37 protein-coding genes are annotated in these 20,975 nt (G+C 62.5%); 13 read left to right on the top strand and 24 right to left on the bottom strand.

Annotated features, from left to right (window positions below):
• Positions 1 to 20 precede the first annotated feature (20 nt).
• The 24 genes from AC3XYG_RS41615 to AC3XYG_RS41500 all read right to left on the bottom strand — a co-directional run bounded on the left by AC3XYG_RS41615 (position 21) and on the right by AC3XYG_RS41500 (position 14,515).
• Positions 21 to 1,904 (bottom strand): phage major capsid protein, encoded by a 1,884-nt coding sequence (locus tag AC3XYG_RS41615; RefSeq protein WP_489145797.1) that lies wholly within the window; start codon positions 1,902 to 1,904, stop codon positions 21 to 23.
• A gap of 24 nt (positions 1,905 to 1,928) precedes the next feature.
• Positions 1,929 to 2,165: a hypothetical protein gene (locus tag AC3XYG_RS41610; protein WP_489145796.1), complete on the bottom strand. Its 237-nt coding sequence runs from the start codon at positions 2,163 to 2,165 to the stop codon at positions 1,929 to 1,931.
• 488 nt (positions 2,166 to 2,653) lie between these two features.
• The gene (locus tag AC3XYG_RS41605; protein WP_489145795.1) at positions 2,654 to 4,174 is read right to left on the bottom strand and encodes a terminase large subunit; all 1,521 of its coding nucleotides are present in this window, start codon (positions 4,172 to 4,174) and stop codon (positions 2,654 to 2,656) included.
• On the bottom strand, positions 4,162 to 4,590 hold the full coding sequence (locus tag AC3XYG_RS41600; RefSeq protein ID WP_489145794.1) for a hypothetical protein: 429 nt from the start codon (positions 4,588 to 4,590) through the stop codon (positions 4,162 to 4,164). Before AC3XYG_RS41600 ends, AC3XYG_RS41605 begins: the two co-directional genes overlap by 13 nt.
• Before the next feature lie 159 nt (positions 4,591 to 4,749).
• A complete protein-coding gene (locus tag AC3XYG_RS41595) occupies positions 4,750 to 5,412 on the bottom strand; it encodes a hypothetical protein (protein WP_489145793.1) in 663 nt (220 codons plus the stop codon).
• Between the two features lie 517 nt (positions 5,413 to 5,929).
• Positions 5,930 to 6,334 carry a hypothetical protein gene (locus AC3XYG_RS41590; RefSeq protein WP_489145792.1) on the bottom strand — a complete coding sequence of 135 codons (405 nt, stop codon included), beginning with the start codon at positions 6,332 to 6,334 and terminating at the stop codon, positions 5,930 to 5,932.
• Positions 6,325 to 6,903, bottom strand: a complete 579-nt coding sequence (locus tag AC3XYG_RS41585) for a hypothetical protein (protein ID WP_489145791.1) — start codon at positions 6,901 to 6,903, stop codon at positions 6,325 to 6,327. Before AC3XYG_RS41585 ends, AC3XYG_RS41590 begins: the two co-directional genes overlap by 10 nt.
• Before the next feature lie 57 nt (positions 6,904 to 6,960).
• Entirely contained in the window at positions 6,961 to 7,428 is a 468-nt protein-coding gene (locus AC3XYG_RS41580; protein ID WP_489145790.1) for a hypothetical protein, read from the bottom strand.
• A gap of 468 nt (positions 7,429 to 7,896) precedes the next feature.
• Positions 7,897 to 8,460: an endonuclease domain-containing protein gene (locus AC3XYG_RS41575; protein WP_489145789.1), complete on the bottom strand. Its 564-nt coding sequence runs from the start codon at positions 8,458 to 8,460 to the stop codon at positions 7,897 to 7,899.
• Positions 8,461 to 8,483: 23 nt separating this feature from the next.
• Positions 8,484 to 8,930 carry a hypothetical protein gene (locus tag AC3XYG_RS41570; protein ID WP_489145788.1) on the bottom strand — a complete coding sequence of 149 codons (447 nt, stop codon included), beginning with the start codon at positions 8,928 to 8,930 and terminating at the stop codon, positions 8,484 to 8,486.
• On the bottom strand, positions 8,930 to 9,277 hold the full coding sequence (locus tag AC3XYG_RS41565; protein WP_489145787.1) for a RusA family crossover junction endodeoxyribonuclease: 348 nt from the start codon (positions 9,275 to 9,277) through the stop codon (positions 8,930 to 8,932). Before AC3XYG_RS41565 ends, AC3XYG_RS41570 begins: the two co-directional genes overlap by 1 nt.
• On the bottom strand, positions 9,274 to 9,663 hold the full coding sequence (locus tag AC3XYG_RS41560; RefSeq protein WP_489145786.1) for a recombination protein NinB: 390 nt from the start codon (positions 9,661 to 9,663) through the stop codon (positions 9,274 to 9,276). Before AC3XYG_RS41560 ends, AC3XYG_RS41565 begins: the two co-directional genes overlap by 4 nt.
• Positions 9,660 to 9,926, bottom strand: coding sequence for a hypothetical protein (locus tag AC3XYG_RS41555; protein ID WP_489145785.1), 267 nt, complete (start codon positions 9,924 to 9,926; stop codon positions 9,660 to 9,662). Before AC3XYG_RS41555 ends, AC3XYG_RS41560 begins: the two co-directional genes overlap by 4 nt.
• The gene (locus AC3XYG_RS41550) at positions 9,926 to 10,384 is read right to left on the bottom strand and encodes a hypothetical protein (protein ID WP_489145784.1); all 459 of its coding nucleotides are present in this window, start codon (positions 10,382 to 10,384) and stop codon (positions 9,926 to 9,928) included. Before AC3XYG_RS41550 ends, AC3XYG_RS41555 begins: the two co-directional genes overlap by 1 nt.
• Positions 10,384 to 11,016 carry a phage replication initiation protein, NGO0469 family gene (locus AC3XYG_RS41545; RefSeq protein WP_489145783.1) on the bottom strand — a complete coding sequence of 211 codons (633 nt, stop codon included), beginning with the start codon at positions 11,014 to 11,016 and terminating at the stop codon, positions 10,384 to 10,386. Before AC3XYG_RS41545 ends, AC3XYG_RS41550 begins: the two co-directional genes overlap by 1 nt.
• Before the next feature lie 38 nt (positions 11,017 to 11,054).
• Positions 11,055 to 11,555: a siphovirus Gp157 family protein gene (locus AC3XYG_RS41540; protein WP_489145782.1), complete on the bottom strand. Its 501-nt coding sequence runs from the start codon at positions 11,553 to 11,555 to the stop codon at positions 11,055 to 11,057.
• A 1-nt stretch (position 11,556) separates the two neighbouring features.
• Positions 11,557 to 11,727, bottom strand: coding sequence for a hypothetical protein (locus tag AC3XYG_RS41535; RefSeq protein WP_489145781.1), 171 nt, complete (start codon positions 11,725 to 11,727; stop codon positions 11,557 to 11,559).
• Between the two features lie 175 nt (positions 11,728 to 11,902).
• On the bottom strand, positions 11,903 to 12,133 hold the full coding sequence (locus AC3XYG_RS41530; protein ID WP_489145780.1) for a hypothetical protein: 231 nt from the start codon (positions 12,131 to 12,133) through the stop codon (positions 11,903 to 11,905).
• Positions 12,130 to 12,858: a DNA-methyltransferase gene (locus AC3XYG_RS41525; protein WP_489145779.1), complete on the bottom strand. Its 729-nt coding sequence runs from the start codon at positions 12,856 to 12,858 to the stop codon at positions 12,130 to 12,132. Before AC3XYG_RS41525 ends, AC3XYG_RS41530 begins: the two co-directional genes overlap by 4 nt.
• The gene (locus tag AC3XYG_RS41520; RefSeq protein ID WP_489145778.1) at positions 12,855 to 13,100 is read right to left on the bottom strand and encodes a hypothetical protein; all 246 of its coding nucleotides are present in this window, start codon (positions 13,098 to 13,100) and stop codon (positions 12,855 to 12,857) included. Before AC3XYG_RS41520 ends, AC3XYG_RS41525 begins: the two co-directional genes overlap by 4 nt.
• On the bottom strand, positions 13,097 to 13,585 hold the full coding sequence (locus AC3XYG_RS41515) for a hypothetical protein (RefSeq protein WP_489145777.1): 489 nt from the start codon (positions 13,583 to 13,585) through the stop codon (positions 13,097 to 13,099). The genes AC3XYG_RS41520 and AC3XYG_RS41515 overlap by 4 nt, the downstream gene beginning before the upstream one ends.
• Positions 13,585 to 13,836 carry a class I SAM-dependent methyltransferase gene (locus tag AC3XYG_RS41510; protein WP_489145776.1) on the bottom strand — a complete coding sequence of 84 codons (252 nt, stop codon included), beginning with the start codon at positions 13,834 to 13,836 and terminating at the stop codon, positions 13,585 to 13,587. Before AC3XYG_RS41510 ends, AC3XYG_RS41515 begins: the two co-directional genes overlap by 1 nt.
• Positions 13,833 to 14,303, bottom strand: a complete 471-nt coding sequence (locus AC3XYG_RS41505) for a hypothetical protein (protein ID WP_489145775.1) — start codon at positions 14,301 to 14,303, stop codon at positions 13,833 to 13,835. The genes AC3XYG_RS41510 and AC3XYG_RS41505 overlap by 4 nt, the downstream gene beginning before the upstream one ends.
• Positions 14,300 to 14,515 (bottom strand): helix-turn-helix domain-containing protein, encoded by a 216-nt coding sequence (locus AC3XYG_RS41500; protein WP_489145774.1) that lies wholly within the window; start codon positions 14,513 to 14,515, stop codon positions 14,300 to 14,302. The genes AC3XYG_RS41505 and AC3XYG_RS41500 overlap by 4 nt, the downstream gene beginning before the upstream one ends.
• A 73-nt stretch (positions 14,516 to 14,588) precedes the next feature.
• On the opposite strand from AC3XYG_RS41500, the gene AC3XYG_RS41495 reads away from it, so the two are divergent.
• The 13 genes from AC3XYG_RS41495 to AC3XYG_RS41435 all read left to right on the top strand — a co-directional run bounded on the left by AC3XYG_RS41495 (position 14,589) and on the right by AC3XYG_RS41435 (position 20,941).
• The gene (locus AC3XYG_RS41495) at positions 14,589 to 14,924 is read left to right on the top strand and encodes a helix-turn-helix domain-containing protein (RefSeq protein ID WP_489145773.1); all 336 of its coding nucleotides are present in this window, start codon (positions 14,589 to 14,591) and stop codon (positions 14,922 to 14,924) included.
• Between the two features lie 180 nt (positions 14,925 to 15,104).
• Positions 15,105 to 15,449 (top strand): hypothetical protein, encoded by a 345-nt coding sequence (locus tag AC3XYG_RS41490; RefSeq protein WP_489145772.1) that lies wholly within the window; start codon positions 15,105 to 15,107, stop codon positions 15,447 to 15,449.
• Positions 15,450 to 15,513: 64 nt separating this feature from the next.
• Positions 15,514 to 15,948, top strand: a complete 435-nt coding sequence (locus AC3XYG_RS41485) for a hypothetical protein (RefSeq protein WP_489145771.1) — start codon at positions 15,514 to 15,516, stop codon at positions 15,946 to 15,948.
• Between the two features lie 118 nt (positions 15,949 to 16,066).
• Positions 16,067 to 16,591 (top strand): hypothetical protein, encoded by a 525-nt coding sequence (locus AC3XYG_RS41480; RefSeq protein WP_489145770.1) that lies wholly within the window; start codon positions 16,067 to 16,069, stop codon positions 16,589 to 16,591.
• A 133-nt stretch (positions 16,592 to 16,724) separates the two neighbouring features.
• Positions 16,725 to 17,132: a hypothetical protein gene (locus tag AC3XYG_RS41475; protein ID WP_489145769.1), complete on the top strand. Its 408-nt coding sequence runs from the start codon at positions 16,725 to 16,727 to the stop codon at positions 17,130 to 17,132.
• The gene (locus AC3XYG_RS41470; RefSeq protein WP_489145768.1) at positions 17,125 to 17,340 is read left to right on the top strand and encodes a hypothetical protein; all 216 of its coding nucleotides are present in this window, start codon (positions 17,125 to 17,127) and stop codon (positions 17,338 to 17,340) included. The genes AC3XYG_RS41475 and AC3XYG_RS41470 overlap by 8 nt, the downstream gene beginning before the upstream one ends.
• Positions 17,337 to 17,495 carry a hypothetical protein gene (locus AC3XYG_RS41465; protein ID WP_489145767.1) on the top strand — a complete coding sequence of 53 codons (159 nt, stop codon included), beginning with the start codon at positions 17,337 to 17,339 and terminating at the stop codon, positions 17,493 to 17,495. Before AC3XYG_RS41470 ends, AC3XYG_RS41465 begins: the two co-directional genes overlap by 4 nt.
• Before the next feature lie 552 nt (positions 17,496 to 18,047).
• Entirely contained in the window at positions 18,048 to 18,236 is a 189-nt protein-coding gene (locus AC3XYG_RS41460) for a hypothetical protein (RefSeq protein ID WP_489145766.1), read from the top strand.
• A complete protein-coding gene (locus AC3XYG_RS41455) occupies positions 18,224 to 18,388 on the top strand; it encodes a hypothetical protein (protein WP_489145765.1) in 165 nt (54 codons plus the stop codon). The genes AC3XYG_RS41460 and AC3XYG_RS41455 overlap by 13 nt, the downstream gene beginning before the upstream one ends.
• Entirely contained in the window at positions 18,385 to 18,753 is a 369-nt protein-coding gene (locus AC3XYG_RS41450) for an XkdD/Y8K6 family phage-associated protein (protein WP_489145764.1), read from the top strand. Before AC3XYG_RS41455 ends, AC3XYG_RS41450 begins: the two co-directional genes overlap by 4 nt.
• Complete coding sequence (locus tag AC3XYG_RS41445) at positions 18,753 to 19,391, top strand: hypothetical protein (protein ID WP_489145763.1); 639 nt, start codon at positions 18,753 to 18,755, stop codon at positions 19,389 to 19,391. Before AC3XYG_RS41450 ends, AC3XYG_RS41445 begins: the two co-directional genes overlap by 1 nt.
• A 570-nt stretch (positions 19,392 to 19,961) precedes the next feature.
• Positions 19,962 to 20,447 (top strand): hypothetical protein, encoded by a 486-nt coding sequence (locus AC3XYG_RS41440; protein WP_489145762.1) that lies wholly within the window; start codon positions 19,962 to 19,964, stop codon positions 20,445 to 20,447.
• Complete coding sequence (locus AC3XYG_RS41435; RefSeq protein ID WP_489145761.1) at positions 20,444 to 20,941, top strand: hypothetical protein; 498 nt, start codon at positions 20,444 to 20,446, stop codon at positions 20,939 to 20,941. Before AC3XYG_RS41440 ends, AC3XYG_RS41435 begins: the two co-directional genes overlap by 4 nt.
• The last annotated feature ends 34 nt before the right edge of the window (positions 20,942 to 20,975 follow it).

The following is a 20,975-nucleotide window of genomic DNA, read 5'->3' as shown; positions in this document are numbered from 1 at the left end:
GGCCATCCCGCCAAGCTCGATTACCAGGAGGTGCCGTCGATCCACTGGACCATGCCGGACCGGCGCATCTTCCAGCTCACATCCATCAGCATGCGAACGCCGATGGTTGCGGTCTGGAAGAAGCTGCGGACAGGATCGGCCGTGGTCGGGCCGGTGCCGCTGACGATCTCCAGAGGCGTGGTATCCTCCATGTGGACCGTCGCCTGCTCGGACACATCGAACTCGGGCGCGTCGCCGAGGGCGGTCGCGAAATCCGAGTTGCGAATGGCGATCAGGCGGCCCGCCGTGGCATGCGTCGACTCGATGATATTGAGTCGACCGGTGAGCGGCGCGGCCCAGCCAAAGTCACCATCACCCGGTCCCGGCATCATCGACAGGGCGAGGCCCTGCGCCGGGTTCATGATAACGGTGATGTTGTCGGCCGCATTGGCATCGTAGAACGGCGCAAGCAGGGCCTTGAGGTCAGCGACCACGGCCTGATAATCGCCGCCGCCATAGCCGGAGGCAACCGCCGACACGCCGTTCAGCAAGCCGGCCGGACGTGCCGTGCTGGACGCGGTGGCGTCGAGCAAAGCCGCGTCGAGGATCACGGCGGTATCCTCCAAAATGGCCTGACGGACCAGCGCCTCAATGGCCGGGGTGCTGCGCTTCGCCAGTTCGCGAGTGAACGGGACGATGACACCGAGCTTCTTGGGCGTCATGGTGGTCGCCGCCGTCGTGATCCGGCCGACCCGGATGGGCGAGCCTTCCGCGACGAACCCGCCGCCGGCGCCGCCGGCCGTCCGGCTCGGGATGGAGACCGTGCCATGGCCATCGAAGCTCAGACCGATGCCGCGCGAGCGAAGCGCGGGATAGATCGAGAAGCCAGTCAATGCCTGAAGGAAGTCGGCATACTGCGTCTGCACGAGTTCCAGAGCCCATCCGGCGACGGTGGTCGTGCCGACCGTCTGATCGGCCTTGGCGACAATGGCAGTCGCCTCGTGCCCCGGATAGCGCTGCTCAAGCACCTGATCGCGGGACTGCTCGCCGAACTTGGAGCAGCCGCGAACCACGATGGCGCGGACGAGAAGGTCGAGCCCGCTCAGTTCCTTGCCGTTGGTGCCGAGAGGGCGCCGCGGCTCTGCCGCGACCTTGCCGCGCTCGGCCCCGGCATCGATGCCGATCTTGGCTTCGGACGCCTTCAGCACGTTGATCGTGCGCTCGGCGGTTTCGACCTGGTCGGTCAGTTCCTCGATGGCGTCGAGGTCGAGATCGTCGGCGCCGTTCAGCTCAACGAGCTTGTCGCGCTTCGCGTTCAGATCGGTCTGCGCATTCTCGATGCGCTGGGCAAGCGTGGTCATGATGGGTCGCCTTTCAATCAGGGCGGTTTTCGCGGCATGCTCGCCGGTCGACATGTCCCGCGACCTAGCTTCGGCTTGCTCGCCAAAGGCCAGGGACAATGTTTCAGTGGAAATGTTCAGCGACTTGGCGAGCGCCAGCGCCGCCGGGTTCGCGGGAACTGAGACCAGCGAGGCCTCAAGCAATTCCTGCTTGGTGTAGCGTTGCGGGCCATAAGGCCGGCTTGCGTCGATCGGGTCAGCTTCCAGCGGACGAAATCCGACAGAGATCGCGCGGAGAATCTTCTGTTCGACCAGGCTCCGCAGCTCATCGATCCGGGCACTTGTGCCGGCCGCCGCGAAGGCGAGACTGGCCAAAAGCTTCCCGCCCTCGACCCGGATGTTCTCCCATGTCCCGATAGGGTCGCGGCTGGAGTGGCCGAACAGGGCGATGGGGTTTTTCTTGAACCATTTCAGGTCCCATCCATCGGGCTCAACCACGTCGCCATAGCGGTCGACCATGCCGTCAGACAGCACGAAGTCGAGGCCATCGCCGTTGCCGGCGACTTCCTTGCGGATCGTCGTCATTTTCGATTTACCCCTTTCGGGACGCTAGATTAGGTGAAGCCGCTCGTCGCTCTTGCGGACATTGTCTGCGGCCCACAGAGGTCGCAGATTGGTCAGCGCCCAGCAGGCGCGGAAGCCGTCGTCGTCGGGAGATGTGAACTCAAAACCAGCAATCGGAAGAATGTGGTCGACGTGCCACTCGCCATAGTTCGCCCACGACATCCCCTCCAAAAATTGGCGCTGTAGATGATCCTTGAGCTTGGCAATGGTGTAGCCGAGCAAATCTTCAGTTCTCCGGCCTCCCTTGCCAGACTTCAGGTGCCAATAAATCAGCGCAGAGGTGGCCGCCCGCAAACGATACCCCGGATCGGCCTCGCGCCTGCGGCGATGGAACTCACGCCCAGCGCGCTTTCTCGCCTCCGGATTTGCCGCCGCCCACTCGGCGGCCTGACGTTTTCGCCTTGCGGAATTCTTCTCGTATTGCTGACGATCAATGGCCCGCGCTTTGTCGGGATTAGCCGCCCTCCAAGCCGAGACGCTGGCTCGTTTTTGAGCTGGGTCCGCGCGGTATCTAGCCCTTTCCCTGTCCCGGGTGCCATCGTCCCGCTTGCTACGTCGAACAGCGTTAATCTCGACCGCCCTCTTAGACCACTCTGCCCGCTTGATGGATTGGAGGCAGGGTTTGCAGCGAGCCGAAAATGAACCCCTTTTCCTGACGAAAAACTCCGCCGTGATTGGAAAGATTTCTCCGCACAGGGAGCACGTTTTCATCAGCCGACCATAGAAAAAACATCGAACTTTGTCTCTTCAATTATCGGGGCAACGCCAAAAGCCATGGTCAATGAAATCATTCCGTCGATTCGACCGGCGGCCTTTGCTTTATTCAACTTTCTCGATCCAGCCGGGTCCATCGTCACAACGGCATTCGCAGCGCACATGGTCAGGACCGGGTGATCGCCATGGCGGACCTTGCCCCCCAGCAGCGCCGTTTCCAGATCCCGCAATGCCGGCGACATGGACTGGAAGCCCTGCCCGAACTCGACGAACAGCGCCTCGATATTGGTTTCCGTGAACCCGGCCTTGATGAGCCACGGCTTCAGGTGCTTCATCCCCCAGCGATCAAACGCGATCTTCTGGACATTGTGGTTCGCCACGAACCCGAACAGCCAATGGGCCACGAACTCGTATTCGATTGCCCGGCCCTCGGTCGTCTCCAGATGTCCGGCCTGCGCCCATTGGTCGTAGGGCACGCGGTCGGTGCGCGACTTCTCCGCCAGCCCGTCCTTGGGCAGCCAGAAGGTCGGCTTGACCTCCCACGCATCGTCCATCCATGCCATCGGCACGAACGCGGTAAGATCGGCGGACGAGGATAGATCGAGCCCGGCATAGACCGGCGCATCGCCCCATTCCGAAATTGCGCCGCCGTTCGCCTGCCAGACCGCCCGCGAAATGAAGGGGCTGTTGACGTCGATCCTTTGGTTGAGAATAAGATTCCTGTACTCGTTTTCCCGGCTCGGCATCCGGCGGGCGTCTTCCGCCATCGCCAGCACTTCCTTGGCATTGAGGAAATCCCCGAACGCCGGGTTCGCCTTGCGGATCGTCTTTTCGTCGAACGGGTCGTCGCCAGTCTCCGCCGTGTAGAGCGACAGCACGACGCGAGGATCGTTCCCGGCCTTCGCGTCGTCGATCAGGACCGATAGAAGGTCCGCGTCTGTAGGTGCCTGAGTTGAGATAATGATAGACAGGGGAGAGTCGTGGGCTCCCACCGCCGTTTCGAGAGCATCGTACAATTCTGAACGGGGACCGCGAACTTGCCCGAGCTCGTCGTGCACGATGAAGACGGGAGACAATCCATAAGCCGTCGACGCCTCCGCCGACAATGCCTTGTAAAGTGTCCCCAATTCAGGGCAGGCCAGCTCCTTGATCGTGTCCCGGATGACCACGACCGGGTTAAGCGTCGGCGACAATCGAACCACCTTGGCCGCAAGCTTGAACAGGATCGCGGCCTGGTCCTTCGATTGCGCCGCGCTGTTGAGCTGAGAATTAGCCCTCGCTTCCGGCCCGCACAAATGCAGCAGCAGCAGAAACGCGGCCAGGGTGGTCTTGGCGTTCTTTCGTCCAAAGGAAACGATGGCTCGGCGCGTGCCGTGCGGGTTGTCGTAGATCTTGCATATCTCGGCCCGCTGCCAATCACGAAGGCGGACGGGTTTCCCGGCATCCATCCCCTCGGGGATTCTGGCGTGAGTCTCGATCCACCGGATGTTTCGCCCGGCCCGGGTCAGCCTTCCCACGGCTTCCGCGAACCAGTCGGCTTCCGCTTCGACTTGTCGTAGGTAGACTGCTGCGAGAGCCGCATCTTCGTGGCCAGCGACGAGATCGCCCGGCCTTCGCGCTCCTGCATTTTCAGCAGGCGATCATAATCCTTGATGCTGAACGGCTCGGCATCATCCTCAGCCGCGTCCGCCTCCATCGCCGCGACGAGCTGTGCCACCCGACGGGCCGCGACGACATGCCGGCAATATTGGGCGAGCATCCCGTGCGTTTCGCGAGGAAACCAGTCGGCGGGCATCCGGTTGATGACCGAGACCCATTCGGCCTTTTGCTCCGGGCTCAAATCAGCCGGCGGTGCCGGCCTTTCGGTGATCTCGACCACACTCGACGAGACGACGGCGAGGCTGGCCGCTGAACGGCGTCCGCGACCTTCCATCGAAAAACTCCTATTGCGCTGCAACATGCGAGCCAGTCGCAAAACTGAAAAAAGGGGCGATTATAGTTTTTGTGTGGGCCCGCAGGTGTCCTATCGGACTAACACAGCCTTTTCCACTCCCCCCGCTTGTTGCATCGCATCATTATGTATTGCGGTGCGTCATTCCTCGGGCCAGCCGTCAATGCCGATCTGCTTGATCCGGGGCTTGCTTTCCTTCGGTGCCCACGGCGAGCGGGCGGCTCGTTCCCACTTGTCCACCCCGTCTACTGCCATTGGTGTTCCACGGTTGATTGCCCTGCGCTTGCACTCCGCTGCGCCCGGATGGAGCAGCAGCAACTCCCCGCCTAGCTTGCCGTGCCACCAGTTGCGTTCCGTCTCGGTCGGTGCGGAGACAATGAACCACGCTCGACCAGTCGTTCTGCGCTCCAACGAGCCGAGCAGCGCGTTCCTTACCCTGACTGCCCGATGCAGCAGCGCCATGTCCAGACCACCCGACCAGTGCCGATAGGTTGGGTCAATGGTCATCATGATCGTATCGAGATCGACGATCATGTCATCGGGCGATGCGAGCTTGACCACATGCGTTGTCTTGCCGGAACAGGGCGGGCCGCTGACTATGGTGATCGGTACGGATGATGATCGTAACCAGTCCGGATGGAAGCAGGCCGCCTCGCTGGACGCGCTCTCATAGGCGGTCTTAACCGCATCGTGATCGGCACAAAGGTTCTGTGTGTTATCGTCGTCATCGCTGCCGCCTAGGGCCAGGGCCAGCTTATGATCCACTATCGTTGCGATGGTCGTCTTGCCCTCGGCCGCGCACATCTCGCAGAGGAAATTCGTTCGCCCCAGCCTGCGCTTGCGCTGCTCTACGCCTCGCCTGCCTCGAAGGCGCTCAACCACCCCTGCACTGTGCCGTTGCTGCACCCTTGGGCAGGAAGGCGCATGTCTCGGTAATGCGGACGGAGGCGGTGAGGATTGCGAACAGGATGAACAGGCGAGTCATCGTGGGCTCCGATCTATCCCGTCACCATGCGAATGCTCAACGCTCGAAAGGGGTGAGAGGTTGGCTTGGCAGGCAGCGGGTCCGGTCTGGCCGGAATGCTGATACGCTGGGTGAGCCGGGCCATATTCCCCGCTCTTGCCTGAAGTCTTGTTTGTCCGACAGAGCCTAGGTGGCCGGGCATCCTCATCAAGCTCTACTGGCCGATTTACGGTCGGCCTACCCACTCGGACCGGATGCCAAGCAGAGCCGGAAACTGAAAAGGCCGGGTGATAACCCAGCCTTCGGTTGGCGCATTTTGCCAACATTTGGTTTCTTTGCCATGTAACCGTAAAAGCGTCAAGCGTGTTCATCTCGATCCTCCACATAGGCTGCTTCTAGGCTCCGCTGAAACAGCGCGATCAGCCTCTCAACCTCAATCCGCTCAAACACGGCGAATAGCTGGTCTTCGTCAAACAGGCCGTCCCTGCACCCGCAGTCGCCGATCCGGAGCGGAGCCGTCGGCGTCCCGCGAATGGCTGCGACTGCGGAGTCGGCCCATTCCATGCTGTCGTGACAATCTTCCGGCCATGCGAATAAGGGCTCCTCGACCCAATCGACGCCGACAACCGTATCGCCCTTCACCGCAACCTCTTCATGGGTGAGGTCTTGATCCTTGGGTGCCAATTCACCAGCGCTACCCCATTTCGCATAGACCGTTCCTGCGGGAAGAGTGAGGAATGTCTTTCGATCAACTATCCGCATCTCGATCCTCCTGCCAGCTCGGCCTCTACCCTAATCGCCGCCATCCTGATCTCCTGCCGGGCAACCTTCAGGGCCATCTGTCTCGGCTCCAGCGAATAGACCACGCGCCCCTTGCGCTCGCGACGTGTCTCCAGTGCGCCGGCACGATCAATCGCCCACTGACTCAGCGACCGATCCTCGACGACCACGGCGCGCAATATGTCCCTGAGCGTACCGCAGGCGGCTTCCACGTCACCAACCAGCCTAAGAGCGTTCAGCGTCGTCACCGCCACGCCATCGCCATGTCCGCCGCGTTGCAGGCACAGGCTGTCCCGGATCAATGACCGGTCGGCTATGTCGGCATGGTGGCGATAATGCTGGAGCGCCTTGTGCTGGGCTTCCGTAATCAACCCGACGGCCGCGAGAATGTCGATCATTGGCTTGCGGCGATATGCTACCCCTTTGAGGCATAGCGCGCCGTTCGCGGTGCGATCGTGAACGGTCTCTACGGTAAAGGCTCCATCGCGCAACTGCTCGACAGGCGGCGCCATGATGTCCGCCTCGATCCGCCGCTTGGTCCTGCTTGCCATTACACCACTCCCGCCGTCCGCAAAATGCACCATGCTTCGATCATCTCGCCCCTCACTTTATGCCCGCCTCACTGCATCGAGCAGGCCAAATTCGCGCAGAATATCCTCGGCTTGCTTGGGTTCGCAGCGGCGCATTTCGAGCTGCGGCGCGTCCCTGCGATCAGGCTTGGCGTTGCGGCGGCGATGGGCGAGCAATTCGCTTACCTCGTCCAGAATGGCGGGGACGATCTTGGAGGGGTGGTCAGCGGTGCGGCGGGCCTTTGCGCAGCCGATGCGGAGCAAGTCGGCGGGCAGATGACCGATGGTTTGCCACGCGACCGCCAGCCATTCGCGGCGCGCCGCCTCATCCATCCCAGACAGCGCCACCAAGACGAGGCACGCTGTCAGCTCGTCGCGGAACTGGTTGCTCGTCGCCGGGGCCAAAGACGGCGAGGGCGGCGCGGGTCGTGGCGCTGAGGCCGTCGGAGGGTTGATTTCTTCCCACGGCGTGAGAGCCGTTGAGGGGTCTGGAATGTCGTTCGTCATGGCGTCTCTCGATCCAGTTTACCCAGGCTTTGTCCCAGTCCAGCTTGCGGCCCTTGCCCTTCTCGTTGCTGGCGTTCGCGGCCCATCGGTGGAAGGCCGCCAGCTCATCCTCCAGCGTGCCGGGCGGCCACTGGTCGGCTTTGGCTTGGGTTTTCGGAGGCAGAGCCCGGCTCGGAACCCAGTTCTCGGGCAACCGGTGGTAGGCCGCCTCGCGTGCGGGTCTCACACACGGGGTTGGATTTAATTTTTGGGGGTCTGGGGGGCTTTTATCAAAGGAAGGGGCCGGATCGTGACTGTCTGTGACATCCGCGCTGTCACGTGATGTCACGTGACGCCGGGCCGCCTGCCTCTCTCTGTCGCTTGCTCTGCGCCGCTCCAGTGCGCCGACCTCGCCGACAAGCAACGCGACCTCTGCGACAAGCGCAGCGGGTGTTCCTGCCTCGATCAGCTTTTGGAGAAGCTCGGCGCTCACTTTTCCCGGTTCCGCCAATCGTCGTTGCAGCACAGCTCGTTGATGATCTCATCGGCGCACTTATCCGGATCGGCCCAAATCTCGCTGCCGGTGAAGCGAAGCACCTTGAAACCCTTCGATTGGAAGAAGCGATCACGCTGCTTGTCACGCCTCGCCTGGGCTTTCGTACGCTCGTGGAAGTCATGCCCGTCACACTCGACGATCATCATTCGCGCCGGCCCGAACTCGAACGGGAGCGTCTGATCGACAATAAGAATATCTGCCCGATATGGGCCGATGGACGCCTGCTGGTAGACATAGGCAGTTTCGTCGACAAACGGCTCGCGCACGGGAAGGCTGCCCATGAACACAAGCTCGTGTTCGCTAATGCCATTGGCGATGTAGAGAGCCACCATGAGCATCTCTTCTATCGGACTCTCACAACGGGACTGGATTGAGGAAAAGCCTTCGACGAAGCGCTGCGCTTCGCTTTCCGCAGCCTCGGCCAGCATCTGCTCCACCTTGGGTGGGGCTCCAGCAGAAGGAACGGCGTGAAGGCTGGGCTTCTTCTTGCTGACCATTGGTGCTTCCTCCTTTGAGTTGCTCACAGGTCCGACACTCCGCCAAGGGTGTAGGTGGGATCAGGGCGGCGGATAGGGCGGATCTCGATAATCGCGGCGCCGGCCTTCACGCGTTCAAGCTGGCACTCGAATGAAGACATCTCCACAGGGCGCTCGCTGACATGTGCCCCGGCACGGCGAAGGGCGGAAACGAAGCGCTCATTATCGCCCATGATCGCAAGCCGCTCGACAGGCGGCGCCTTCTCTTCTCGCTGCACGGCACGTTGGTATGGCTTCATGCTACGTCCTCTCAATCTGGCCGCCACCGCATCAGGTGTGCGGCCAACGGCTATCGCGATTTGCCCGTAGGACTTGTTGTCCGCGCGCATAGCGAAGGCCAAAGCCACGGCCTCCGGTGGCCAGCGGTCTGCGGGGCCGTAGAAGCCAACCTTGTCGATCCAGCTCTGGCGGTAGGTCCTGGTCGTGACCATCACCCCTCCCCTATGACGATGACGACGCGACCGTTCTTGACCGGATCGGAGCGCTTCAGGGCGTATTCAAAGCGAACGTCGTTCACCCCAAGGGCGTCGGCGATGCCGTCGATCCCTGCCTTGACGCTGGACAGCATCGTATCGAGGTCGCGGCGGCGCCGGTCGGGGGGCTGGAACGCGAAACTGAGCGTGATCGGGCCTTCGGGCGCAACGCCCTGCGCGGCGCTGTTCCGGGTGATCCAGTAAGCCTGCTCGCGATAGGCTTTGGTCACGCGGGACTTGGCGAGATAATGCACCCGGGCGTTCGGGCTGAGCTCGCGGGGAGGCCAAGGCAGTTCGACGATCATGCCGCTGCCCTTTCGTCTGACCACTGGACGCCGTGTTCCGTGCCCCAGGCATCAATGAAGTCGATAAGTTCGCCCATCTGGGCCTTGGTGAGGCGCGACGATCTGAAACCGACCGGGAAGGGCTGGCCGTTCAGCCCGTTCTCGAATTGCACAGCGTGGCCACAGGCGGCCATGAACAGCGTTTTCCAGATTTCCGGCGTGTGCGTCCGTCCATCGGGCTTTGCGCGCGACACGTCGCTGAGCATGGCCCAGAGCATGTTATTCTGGGATGTGGTACGGGTCGCCGGGCGGATGTTGACGACGGCGCCAAGCGGGGCGCGCTCGATCAGACCATGAGCGGTTGAACGGGAGCGCTCGCTGGCGAGGATGACGGTCTGGCCGATCATCGCGCCCTCACTTCGTAATTGTGGCGGCGCAGGGTCGCGAGGTGGACCATTTCGACATCCATTAGATGCCCGAACTCGCGGTCGCCGCCGCACGCGTGGAGCTCCGCATGGCATTTCCCGCAAAGCTTCACGACGAGCCAATCGTCCTTGGTGATCCGCTGGTAGCTCACATGGATGATGTGGTGAACCTGCTCGGACGGCGCGCCGCAGACGCATTCGTCCGTCAGCCAATCCCAATAGCGAGAGACGGCGGCGGTGGGCATCAGGCGGCGCTCCGCATCTGGGCTCGCCAGTAGGCATGAATGAGCGCGTGGCAGGCCGTGCAGACCCAGATGACATCCAGGGGCTTGCTATAGTCGTCGTGGTGCCCGTGCACGTCACAGGGAGCGGTGCAGACTTCACATTCGGGCGGGCGGCTGACCTTGCCGTCCCGAACCGCATTGCCTAGCGCCACCCTGGCGGCACGCTTGACCGGATCGCTTTCGGTGCGGGGCTTAGGATTTGCCTTGGCATAGGCGACATTGGCCTCGACCCGCGCCGGGTCCTTTGCCCGGCGCCGGTCATAGGCACGATAATACTCGATCCGGGCCGCACGATTTGCGCGCACGTCAGCCTTGGCGCACTCGATGCACTTTGCCTGATGTCCGTCCTTGCCGAAGGGATGACGATAATAGTCCCCCAACGGCTTGGTGACGGCGCATTTGGTGCAGGCCCGGAACATCAGAAAGGAACGTCCGACAGGTCGTCATCGAGATCATCCGCATAAGCCGGCTGCGACGTTCCGCGCTCCTCCGGCGGGTCCTCTTCCCGCTTCTGCGCCTTGATCGCGTCCTGCAGCCACGGGCGAAGCTGATCCCATGAGCCGAGGTTGTCGGCGTCGTACAGGAGGGTTTCACCTTCCAGCGCCGGGGGCGTGACGCCGGGCGGAAGTTTGGCGACCGCGCCGACATTGGCGTAGACGCCGCCGCCTTCCTTCGGAGCATGGGTCACGGTGATGAGGCAGGGCTTGCCGAGGATCGTCGTCACGTCGAACTTCTTCAGCTCGTCCGGCGTGAACGCCCTCCCCCGCCAGGATTGCAAGATCTTCCGCAGCGCCGCCTTCTCGTGCAGCGACAGCGTGAATTTGGAGCCGATCGCCATCGGGCCTTCATGCTGGACGCCGTCCTTTTCGTAGGACAGCCGCAGGGCCGGAATCTGCCAGCGCAGGTAGATTTTGTGCTGGGTCTTGCTCTGGCCGTTATAGTTGGAGTCTTGCAGGCCGAGATCGACGAACATATCGCAGACCGCGAGATGCGAGCCTTCCGGGACGGGGGCAAAATCTTTGCCGCCAGTGTCAGATGCGTAGGTGGACATGGTTCATTCCTTCATTGGTTTCATGGTTCAAAGCGTCGCTACTTCCTCCGGATTGTCAGGGAGGTTCTGCCCGGCTCGACGCGAAGCCAGTTGGGCAAATCGGGGGTTGTCGTGGTGAAGTCGGCCTTGATCTTTTCCATGACGGGCTTGGGGATTTGCTCGACATATTCGTCGGGCACGGCGGCGGGATCGTTGACCACCAGCTTGTCGGCGGTGTCGCGAACCGAAAGGGTGGCCTCTGGCAGGACGAGCTTGTCCAGCTTGGCGCATTCCAGTAGAGCCGTGATGGCCTCGCGGGACGATTTGATGCGCTCGCCGGCCCGGTTCTTTCTCGCTGTCCGATCCGCGATCTGCTCGCTCAATGCGGCGGCATGGCCCTCGTCATCCTCGATCTTGCCGAGCAGGCGGCGGACCCACTCGAACAGGTCCGATTCACCCTCCAGCGTATCGAGATAGGCGCGCTCGTCATCGTCCAAGGCGTCACGCAGATGCGCGGCGATGGCCTCGATCTGGATGCGCGTCAGATCCAAGCGCTCCATGTCAGGCGGCCTTCTTCATGGGCGCGAACGGTTCGGTCTCGCCGGCCCAATAGCGCCGGTCGATCTCGTTCAGATCGCTTTGCATGTCGGCACACATGGCTTGCCATTGATCGTAGAAGCGGGCCTTGAGGTCGCGCTTGGCTGCCTCGAATGCGGCCAGTCGGTCGGTCACGATAATTCTCCTCGGATATGCGCCATCCCATTCACCCGTCTGGTCTGAGCTGCTTTGATCGATCGAGCATGGTTTGCGGGACGGCGAGCCTTGCGTGCGGCGAGGGCGTCGCTAAGCCCGTCCACGAGCGCGATGCGGCGGTTGATATATTCGATCATGTCGGCGGGAGGGGCGTTCATGCTGCCAAGCCTTGCAGAACTTCGCGGACCAGCATCTCGTCACGCTCGGCCTCGAAGGCCCGGATCGTCGCCAGCAGCCCCTCAACATAAAACTGGACGCGATAGGTCGGTGCGGCGTTTTCCATGCCGAGCACGACGAAGGCTTCCTCGATGTCGTCGGGCCACTCTTGGCCGTGGTTGAAGGTCGGCTCGATCAAATCGGCGTCGGGCGGGGGCTGGTGGATCATGCTGCTGCTCCGAACAGAGAGCCTTGGCGCTGGGCGTCCTCGATGCGACGGCAGGCGAGCGCGAAATGAGCCGGGTCTTTCTCGATGCCCCAGAAGCTACGGCCAGCCATGACGGCTGCGACTCCGGTCGTGCCGCTCCCCATGAACGGGTCCAAAATCGTCTGCTCTGGGAACGTGAAATCGTTGACGATCTCGGCCATCAGGCGGCGCGGCTTCTCAGTTGGATGCAGGCCGGTGCGCTCTGGGCCGTTGACGCAATGGGTGTAGACGCCGCGCTTTCCGCCACCGCGCCATGAGCGGTAGCCGGTGTTGCACCATGCCGTGACGGCGCATTCAAAGCCCCTCGCGGCACCCTGCCCGTTGAAGCGCGGTGCGGAGTCCGGCTTCACCCATGCCAAGCAGGTATCGTATTTGCCGCCCGCCGCCTGAATATCATCGCGCCATGCCCGCACGCCTTCCGCCAGCGTGAACAGGATGAGCCAGCCTTGCGATGCCTCCACGCAGAGCCGTGCGACCTCGCCGCGAACGGCGTTGATGCCCTCGAAGCCAAGATCCTCGATCATCGCTTGGCCATCGTTCCGGCGGATGCGGCCAATCGCCTTGTGCAATTCATCCTCGTAGGGCGGATCGCTGATGACGTGGTCAATCGGCGCAATCGTCGGGATGAGTTCGAGCGCATCACCGCAAAGGAGCGTGGCGCGCCCAATGATGACATGCTCACTCACCCCTCACCCCCTCCCCTGATCCGCGCGGGGGTGTGGCTCTCTGCTGTGAACAACGCCCCCTGTGCCGGCCGCACATCGATGGCAGCGGCTTCACGACGCGCCCGGGCGGCCCCGCGCAGCATCCAGTCGTTGCCCTTGGAGCCACGGCGGGCATGGGCCTCGCGCAGCATCACGCGGGCATAGTAGATGAGGAAGTCGCGGCGCTCTTTCGGCGGGCGCTGGTCGAGGGGGGTGTACTTCATGCCACGCTCCTCATCGTCGGCGCGCGATAGTCCTCGATCCGCGCCAGCCAGTTGCCGAGCCGGCGGTGAACGTCGCGCATCACGGGCTCGTCCATGCCGAGGATTTCCTGCAGGATGACTTCGGGTCCGCCCGGGCTGTCAGGATGCTCCGCCTCGATCGCCCGGGTGAGCAGGGAGGCCATGCGCGCGGCGATGGTGTCCGTGCTGCAGATGGCGTTCTCGGGCACCTTGCGATGGCCGTAGCTGCGGTCTATCTCGTCGTGGGCGCTGTCGTCGTGAACGAGCAGGTTCCATATCTTGTCGGCTGTCGGCAGGCTTCCGCCCTTGATGTTGGCGAGCTGGCGACGGGTGACGCCGAGCCACAAGGCCACCTGCCCGTCCCCATGATTGGAGATGAGCCGCGACAGGGCCTGCAGGAAGCGCGCGTGGAATTGATCTTCCGTGAGCGCCTGCGGTTTCGGAACGACAGTGTCCGGGCTCGCCATTACAGCCTCCCCGCATGGACAGAGGCATCATCACGGACCAGATCGGCGGGACCTTGCTCGTATGCCAGCCAGTGGCCGTCGGGATGCAGGACGCGGACTTGCTGAGGTGCCGGCCGCTCAGTCTCGGCGACTGCACGGTCAGCATCCTCCACCGCATCGGGAGCGCGATGAGGACCGGACAGGGCTATGGCTGCGGCGATGAGGCCGAGCGGGATGGCGAGGGTCAGGGGAATGGCGAGCCACAAACTCACAGCGACATCTCCATCGCAAGGCGCGAACCGGAGTGTGCGCAGCCATGATCGGCGCGGGTGCCGCAGCGGGGACACGGCTCGCGATGGACGTGGACCAGATCGCGCGCGTCGTTTTTCGGCGGGACCCAATCCAGAGAGCGGGGCCGGTAAGGAGCCCTCTGCTTCGGCTTACCCTTGCCAGCGCTGAAGTGCGGCGCCTTGATTACGCCAGCCGTCCGCTTGCCGGTCGCGAGGATCGTGACCACGCGCGCTTGGCTCCCTCGCTCAATTTTGATGAAGCCCAACTTGACGAGCCGGTCGAGGAGCTTCGGGGGTCCGGACACACTGGAACATCCGAGCGCACCGACCAGCGTGTTGTTGGACGGGCACGGCTCGCCGGTATTCGCGGCAAGGGTGATGAGGCGCAGCACCGTACTCGCCTGATGAGACAACGCCCCCTGCCCGCTCGCGATGGGGTTGGCGGTCATGCTGCAACTCGGCGGGCGGCGGCGATCTCATTGTTCAGCGTTGCCGCGTTGATCGCGTTATCGGTGACGCGCTCAATATCCAGAGCGACCTTTGCCGAGCATTGGTTGCTCCGCTCAATCGCGTGAATGTGGCCCTTGCTCTTGCCGATAAGGGCGCCGAACTGCTCCAGCGTGAGCTTGTGCAGGTCGCGATATTTGGCGAGTGTCATCATGGCTGGACATAGTTCAGGATTTCTGAACGCTTGTCAAGCCGGTCCGGTTCAGTTTTTACGGAACGCCTTCCGAATGCGTGTTCCGTACAATCTGGACATGCAGGACTGGTATCTCAAAGAGTGGCTGGCCTCGCTGAGGAAAACCCAGGCATTCCTCTCGCGCGAGACCGACTATCCCAAGGCGAAGGTCTCGGACCTTGTGACCGGCAAGCAGCGCTACAATCGCGATGTCCTGAACGATGTAGCAAAAGCGCTTAACTTACAGCCGTTTGAGCTACTCCTGCATCCCGCCGACGCCAACGCCCTCAAGCAAATGCGCGTGGCCGTGAAGTCCATGGTCGCGATCCCGTTCATGGGCGAGGCCGGCAGCGGTGAGCCCGATCAGACCGCCGACCAAGCGACCGGCTGACCCTCCCCCGATTCTGAGCTGACGCCTTCGTTCAGAGGGCGCGAACCCCTGCGTTCAATTTTTTTGAACCGAGGGGCTTGACATATCGTTCGGAAAAGCTGAACACGGTGGCAAGGCGGGGCCGGCACCCTTCCCCTAATGTCCCCTCGCCGGTCCCCGCCCCCAGATTGGGAGCGCGATATGTCGGACGGCCTCAACGAAGAGTTCTTCACCTCCGTGCTGGAGGACAACAAGGAAGCGGTGCGCGCGACCGTCCGCGACGCGCTTCTGGAGGGCGTCAAGCGCCAGTTCGGATGGGAGCTTCCTGAGGCCGTCAAGAAGGCGGTGCAGGAGTTTGTCGCGAACGAAATCATCCCCGAGATCAAGGCCGAACTGGAAGCGAACAAGGAAGCGTTCGTGACCGCTGCGACCGACATGGTTCGCGGGGCGCCGGTCGAGATCGGCAAGGCGATGCAGGCCCATCTGGCGAAAAACCTCACCGACTCTTGGAAGCTGCGCAAGGTCGTGGAGGCCCTGTTCAACTGAGCCAGAACGACAGCAACACCCCCCGCATTTCCTCCCCGCGTCCGGGGTCGAAGGAGAAGATGAGATGACCGATAACCCGCGCTGCACGTTCGCCGAATTGGTCCCTGTGTTCGTAGAGCTTTACGACCCAAGCCTGACGCGGGTGACGGCGCTGATCGCGCAGGTCAGGCATCTGATCAGGCTGGGCGCAACCTCAAAGCCCGGAGTGGGCAAGACCCACTATTTTGGATGCGCCGAGGTTCGGCGGCTGCTGGTCGCGATGGAATTGGCTCACCTTGGCGTGCCGCCGGGCAACGCAATCCGGCTGCTCAATGAGAACGACAGTGCTTTCTTTGGGGCAACCGCGCCGGTCACAATCATCGTCGGGCCCCGGAACAGCACGATCACAATCGATATGCCAGCCCTGCGGGTGGTTTCCATCAAGCATCTGCCGTGGATGGCCACCGGGAGACGCGATAGCGACCGGCTCCACGCACGTCTCACCGGCTTACCATCATGAAGTCCCACACTATTTCGGCGCGTCGGCAAGCCGACCGGGCTTTCGTGCCTACGGCATCGAGCCGCGTGCCGCGTCTCGCCGGTTCCCGCTTCAATCCCATCGCGCAAGGAGAGCGACCGTGAAAATTGACGTAACCGAGCGCATCGCCACCGTGAAGCGCCTGACCGCAGAATGGGCGGAGAAGGCCGGCTACAAGAAGCCGCTCCCGGACGATGGCACGCTGCTGAGCAAGCGCGCCAACGATGTTCGCCGCGTTCTGGCGGTGGCCGACTTTGGCTGTCAGGAGCGCCACGTTCACGCCCTGATGGAGGCGCTTCTGGATGAACGCATCCCCGTGCCGAAACGCGCGGTGAGCGTGGACTATCTCGCCCGCGAGCCCTTCGTGATCGGCAGCGCTCTGGTCCCTGTCCAGTATGACGCGCGGCCCGGCTTGGTCGTGAAACTGTCGCAGTCGGGCAATGCTGGCCTTCGCAAGTCGAACGGCGAACTGCACCAGAACCACTTCCAGCAGCACAGCGTCCGCCCGGCGACCGACGAGGAAATCGACGAGTATTTCGCCGAGTTCTTTGGCCTGAAAACCAACATCGCCGACGAGCCGCAGATCGCAGGTGAGACGGTCGAGCATTTCGAGGCGCCGTTCTGATGCGCGCCAGCGATAGCGACCGTCACCCGAATGGGCGGAGACCGCAGGGCTCCGGGAGCGCAGCGACTAGGGCGCGGGCCGAAGGCATCGCACAGAACGCACCCGCCCACCCCAATGCGGGGGAGAGGGAGTAATGGCGTACGGGCTTCTCGAACTGGCTGCCAAAGTCGAGGCGGCGAGCGGGCCATCCTATGCTCTCGAATGCGAGATTTGGGATGCGATCTATCCCGGTGAGCGTGATGAGCGCTTCCGCAAGCTTTGCGACGACAGCCCCTACAAAGGCCGTCTCGGGCCAGCGGATAAGGATGGGTATGTCGGGCCGCTCAGGTCTTTCACGGCGTCACTGGATGCCGCGATAACGCTCGTCCCTGAAGAGAGGATGCGGACCCTGCGCTTCGCCGTTGGTGAGACTGGGGTGCGCGCCGCATTTTTCGACGAGAACCGTCTGGGGGCTACCGGAACCGGAGCCACGCGTACGCTGGCACTGCTGTCAGCCGCCCTGAGGTCGCTCGCGTATCAGGAGGCGCGGGGCGATGATTAAGACCCCCTCCTCCCCCAACCCGGCCTTCAAGCTGTTGAGCGCCCACAAAGCCAGTCTCGAAGACATGATCGAGACGCTTTGTCACGGCTGCGACACCCCGCTCGGCCCGGATCGGTACTGCGCGTCCTGCGGCGAGGTGATGCCGGTCTACGAATGGGAGCGGGATCGGCCAGCGATTTACAGCCAGCAGAAAAGGCGAGCAGCATGAAGCGCAACGGTGACCGCGGCATCAATCCGCCCGTCCATCTCGATGAGCCGGTGCCCCGCGCAAGTCTGCGTGAAGCGCTTCGACCCTATGCCTGGGCGTTCCTCATCCTTCTGTACGGGGTCGCGTTCTACGGCGCGTGGCTGGTGACGCCGTGAGCGGGTCGCTTAGTCAAGCCGTCATCGAGGGATTTTGGTCTCGCGTCGACAAGCGTGGAGATGATGAATGCTGGCCGTGGACTGGGTCGACGAGCCGCGAGGGATATGGCTCGGCTATGATCAACCGCGTCAAGATTCTCGCCACAAGGGTTTCGCTTACCATAGCGGGGCGCGATCGCCCATCCGATCAGCACTTCGCCTGCCACTCCTGCGACAATCCGATCTGCTGCAATCCGGCTCATCTTTGGTGGGGGACGCAATCGGAAAACATCCGAGACGCGATCAGCAAAAGGCGATTTTTCAACACTCGCAAAACCCACTGTCCGCGCGGCCACGTCCTTTCAGGCGACAACCTCATCCCGTGGGTGCCAACCCGAGAATGCAGAACCTGCAACAACGCTCTGCGCGTCGCGCGCGACATTAGATACCGGGCCAAGCGCCGGGCAGAAAGGGTGGCGAAATGACCAGCCCGAGGATGCTTTTCTGCTCGTTGATCGCGCTCGGCCTGGTGGCTGGGGTCTCGGTCTGGGCGCTGATTTTGGAGATGACGAGATGAGCGACAAATCGGTCGAAACCGGCGCCGAGGCATTCATTGCTGCCAACAAGGCGTCTCCGGTGGTGAGCGGCACAGCAATCGGCAAAGGCGGTGAGGGCGGATACTACACCCTCCAAAACGGCCGCACCTTCAAGCTGTCGCGCGAGGAATGCGCGCAAATCGGACATCCGCGGTGGAAGCTGTGAACCGCCCAACCAACAACCCGCCCGCCGCTGTTTCAGCCCTTGTCGGCCTCGTCCTGTTCGACGTGTCGGCGCGACGGCTGAGCCAGGATCATGCGGCGTTTTCCCGCCGCGTCGATGAGGCAATCAATCTGCACGAAAGGAAAGAGCCGTGAGCGAGCATACACCGGGGCCTTGGAGCCTCTCAGGCCGCACGGTCTACGCGCTCGACGAGACCGGCAGCAACAATCGGTTTTCCGTCATGATCGAAGGCGGGTGGACGTACCGGTCTGCTGGCACCTTGGGCGCTTCTGGCGACCGGACCAGCGGTGAAGAATTGCAGGCCAACGCCGCCCTGATATCCGCCGCTCCTGATCTGCTGGAGGCGCTGGAACGCGAAATGAAGCGCGAAAGCACCCGCTATGGCAGCGATTCCCAGGCGCAGGAATTCTTTCGCAAGAACAATGCGCGTGCGCTCGCCGCCATCGCCAAAGCACGGCTCAACGAGGCAGCTCGGCGGGCGGATGAGGAGCAAGGGTGATGCCGAGCGTAGATGCGATTGAGCAGGAAATTACCGCATGGGCCTTCGCTCACGATGTTGACGGAGCGAGCCGCAACGAACTTATGCGCCGTGTTCGCGCAATGCACGACGCAGCACCCCCCGCCGCTATGGCCGAGGACGTGATGCGGCTGATCGCTAAGCTGCGGTCCAGCACTCGCGGGCTGGGAAGTGAGGACCCCGCAAACTACATTCCTAGAGGCATCACGGCAGCGGATTGCCACGAAGCAGCCGCCCTCCTCACGCGTCTCGCCGCCCCGGAGGCTGAGAATCTGGACGCAGCATGGAAGCTGCTGGATCAAGCAATTATTGATGTCGTCCGAGTCCGCCTATGCGAGCGAGGGGACTTCCTGTTTTGCGCAATCAATGATGCCAAGGCCCTCACCAAAATGCCATCATCGAGCGTCGAAGATGCCGGAAGTGAGGCATATCGACAGGGCTATCGCGACGGCTTCGTGGACGCCCGGTTTCCCGAAGGCCCTCCCGATGAAGAAGCCGAAGCCTGGCGCGGCATTGATTCCGTCGCGATGGCGGACGGCTGGCAGAACTACCGCGACACGTTTCAAGCCGCCCTCCAGCCCCAGCCGGTTGATGTGGTGCGGTCGGACGCGGGGCGATGAGCGGCTGGGAGAAATATGGCTGGAACCCGGAGGGCTATACGTCAGCCCCGACTTACGGCTGCCTCTTCGTAGTGGTGCTGGTCGTTCTTGTCGTAGTGGCGGTGTCATCATGATCCCGGTCCCCAGGGACTTGGCGAAGCGGAACAGGGCGGCTGCCGATATCGGCGAACTGATTAACCGCATCTTCACGCTGGCCCCTACTGCCGGTCTGTATGTCGGCATCAGGATTGAGCCCGCCCACATCCGTGTCACGGACGCAAAGGAGGATTTGATCACATGAAGCACGGCCCGGCCTATTGGCGCTTCGTGTACCGAACCTCAGGCGGTTGGCGAGGGGTGCGCTGGTGCCTGAACTGCCTGTACGGCCCCATCGCCTGGAAGCGCATCGTGGCCGATTGGTGGCGCGGAATCCAGACGCGGAGGAGTATAAGACACATAACACCAGATGAGCGCGCGAAGCTCTTAGCCGTCCTGAAAGAACTGAGCAAATGAGCACTGGCACAATCGCACTGATCCTGATCGTCGGCTTCCTCGCCGTGAAGGGCTTCCTCTGGTTTGTCAGGAGAGACGATGATGGCTGCTGTTGAGATTGCGGCGAGGGCTTTGGCGCAGCTCGATGCTGATCTGATCATGCGCTGGGAGCGCTTCATCAATAAGGGCAAGGAGATGTTGGGAGCGTCCTTTGTCGCCGATGCTCAATCGCTGTTGGATTTGGCGAAACGTGGCGCCACGCACATCCCGTCCGAAGGGCCCGCACCAGACCACCCATCCCAAGCCCGGATCGAGCGGCTGCGAGCGGCGTTGCGCAAATGCCGCGAGGTGATCGCCGATGACCGGGATGTCATGGTGTCCTCGTACACCAATTTCAGCGGCCCGAATGTCGGCACGGTCGATGATGCAGAAGTGCTCGCATACATCGCGGCTTATGACGACGCCCTGAGCGCGATCGATGAAGCCCTCACCGACCCCCACACCCTCGCCAGCGCAGCCGGGACACCGCTCGACGATCATGATGGGGTTAATATCGAACTGCAGTGTGGAGGAGAGAAATCGTGACGGAACTGCTTGCACTGGCCGAGAGGGTTGAGGCTGCTTCTGGGGCGGATCGGGAGATTGATGCCCTGATCTGGTGCGCAGTCTGCCCGCCCGATGCCGAGTACACGGCCGACGACTGGCACCAAAACCGCCCTCGCCCGGCGCACAAGGAATCGGTCGGACTGACCCTGCCGGAGTGGCTGGAACGGTGGCCCGACCAGACCGCCGAAATGGCGAATGCTTATTCCGTCCTGCATTACACCGCCTCTCTCGACGCCGCCATGTCGCTCGTGCCGGAGGGCTGGGAATGGATGGTGCGCGGTCCTCGCAAAAAGGTGGAGCGCGTACCGGGCCTTTGCTTCGTTCGCGTGGAAAGCCCTGACTTCGATTCTGTCACATACGGCAAAGGCGAAACTTGGATCACTGACATTTTGGTGGGCCAGTATTCGGAGGCAGTCGCAGCCACTCCCGCCCTTGCCCTGACAGCCGCAGCATTGCGCGCGAGGGCAGCATGATCCCCTCACCAATCGCCGACATGGCGTCCGCGAG

The sequence above is a fragment of the Inquilinus sp. genome, from assembly GCF_057815775.1.
This window is presented reverse-complemented; position numbering and strand designations above follow the sequence as displayed.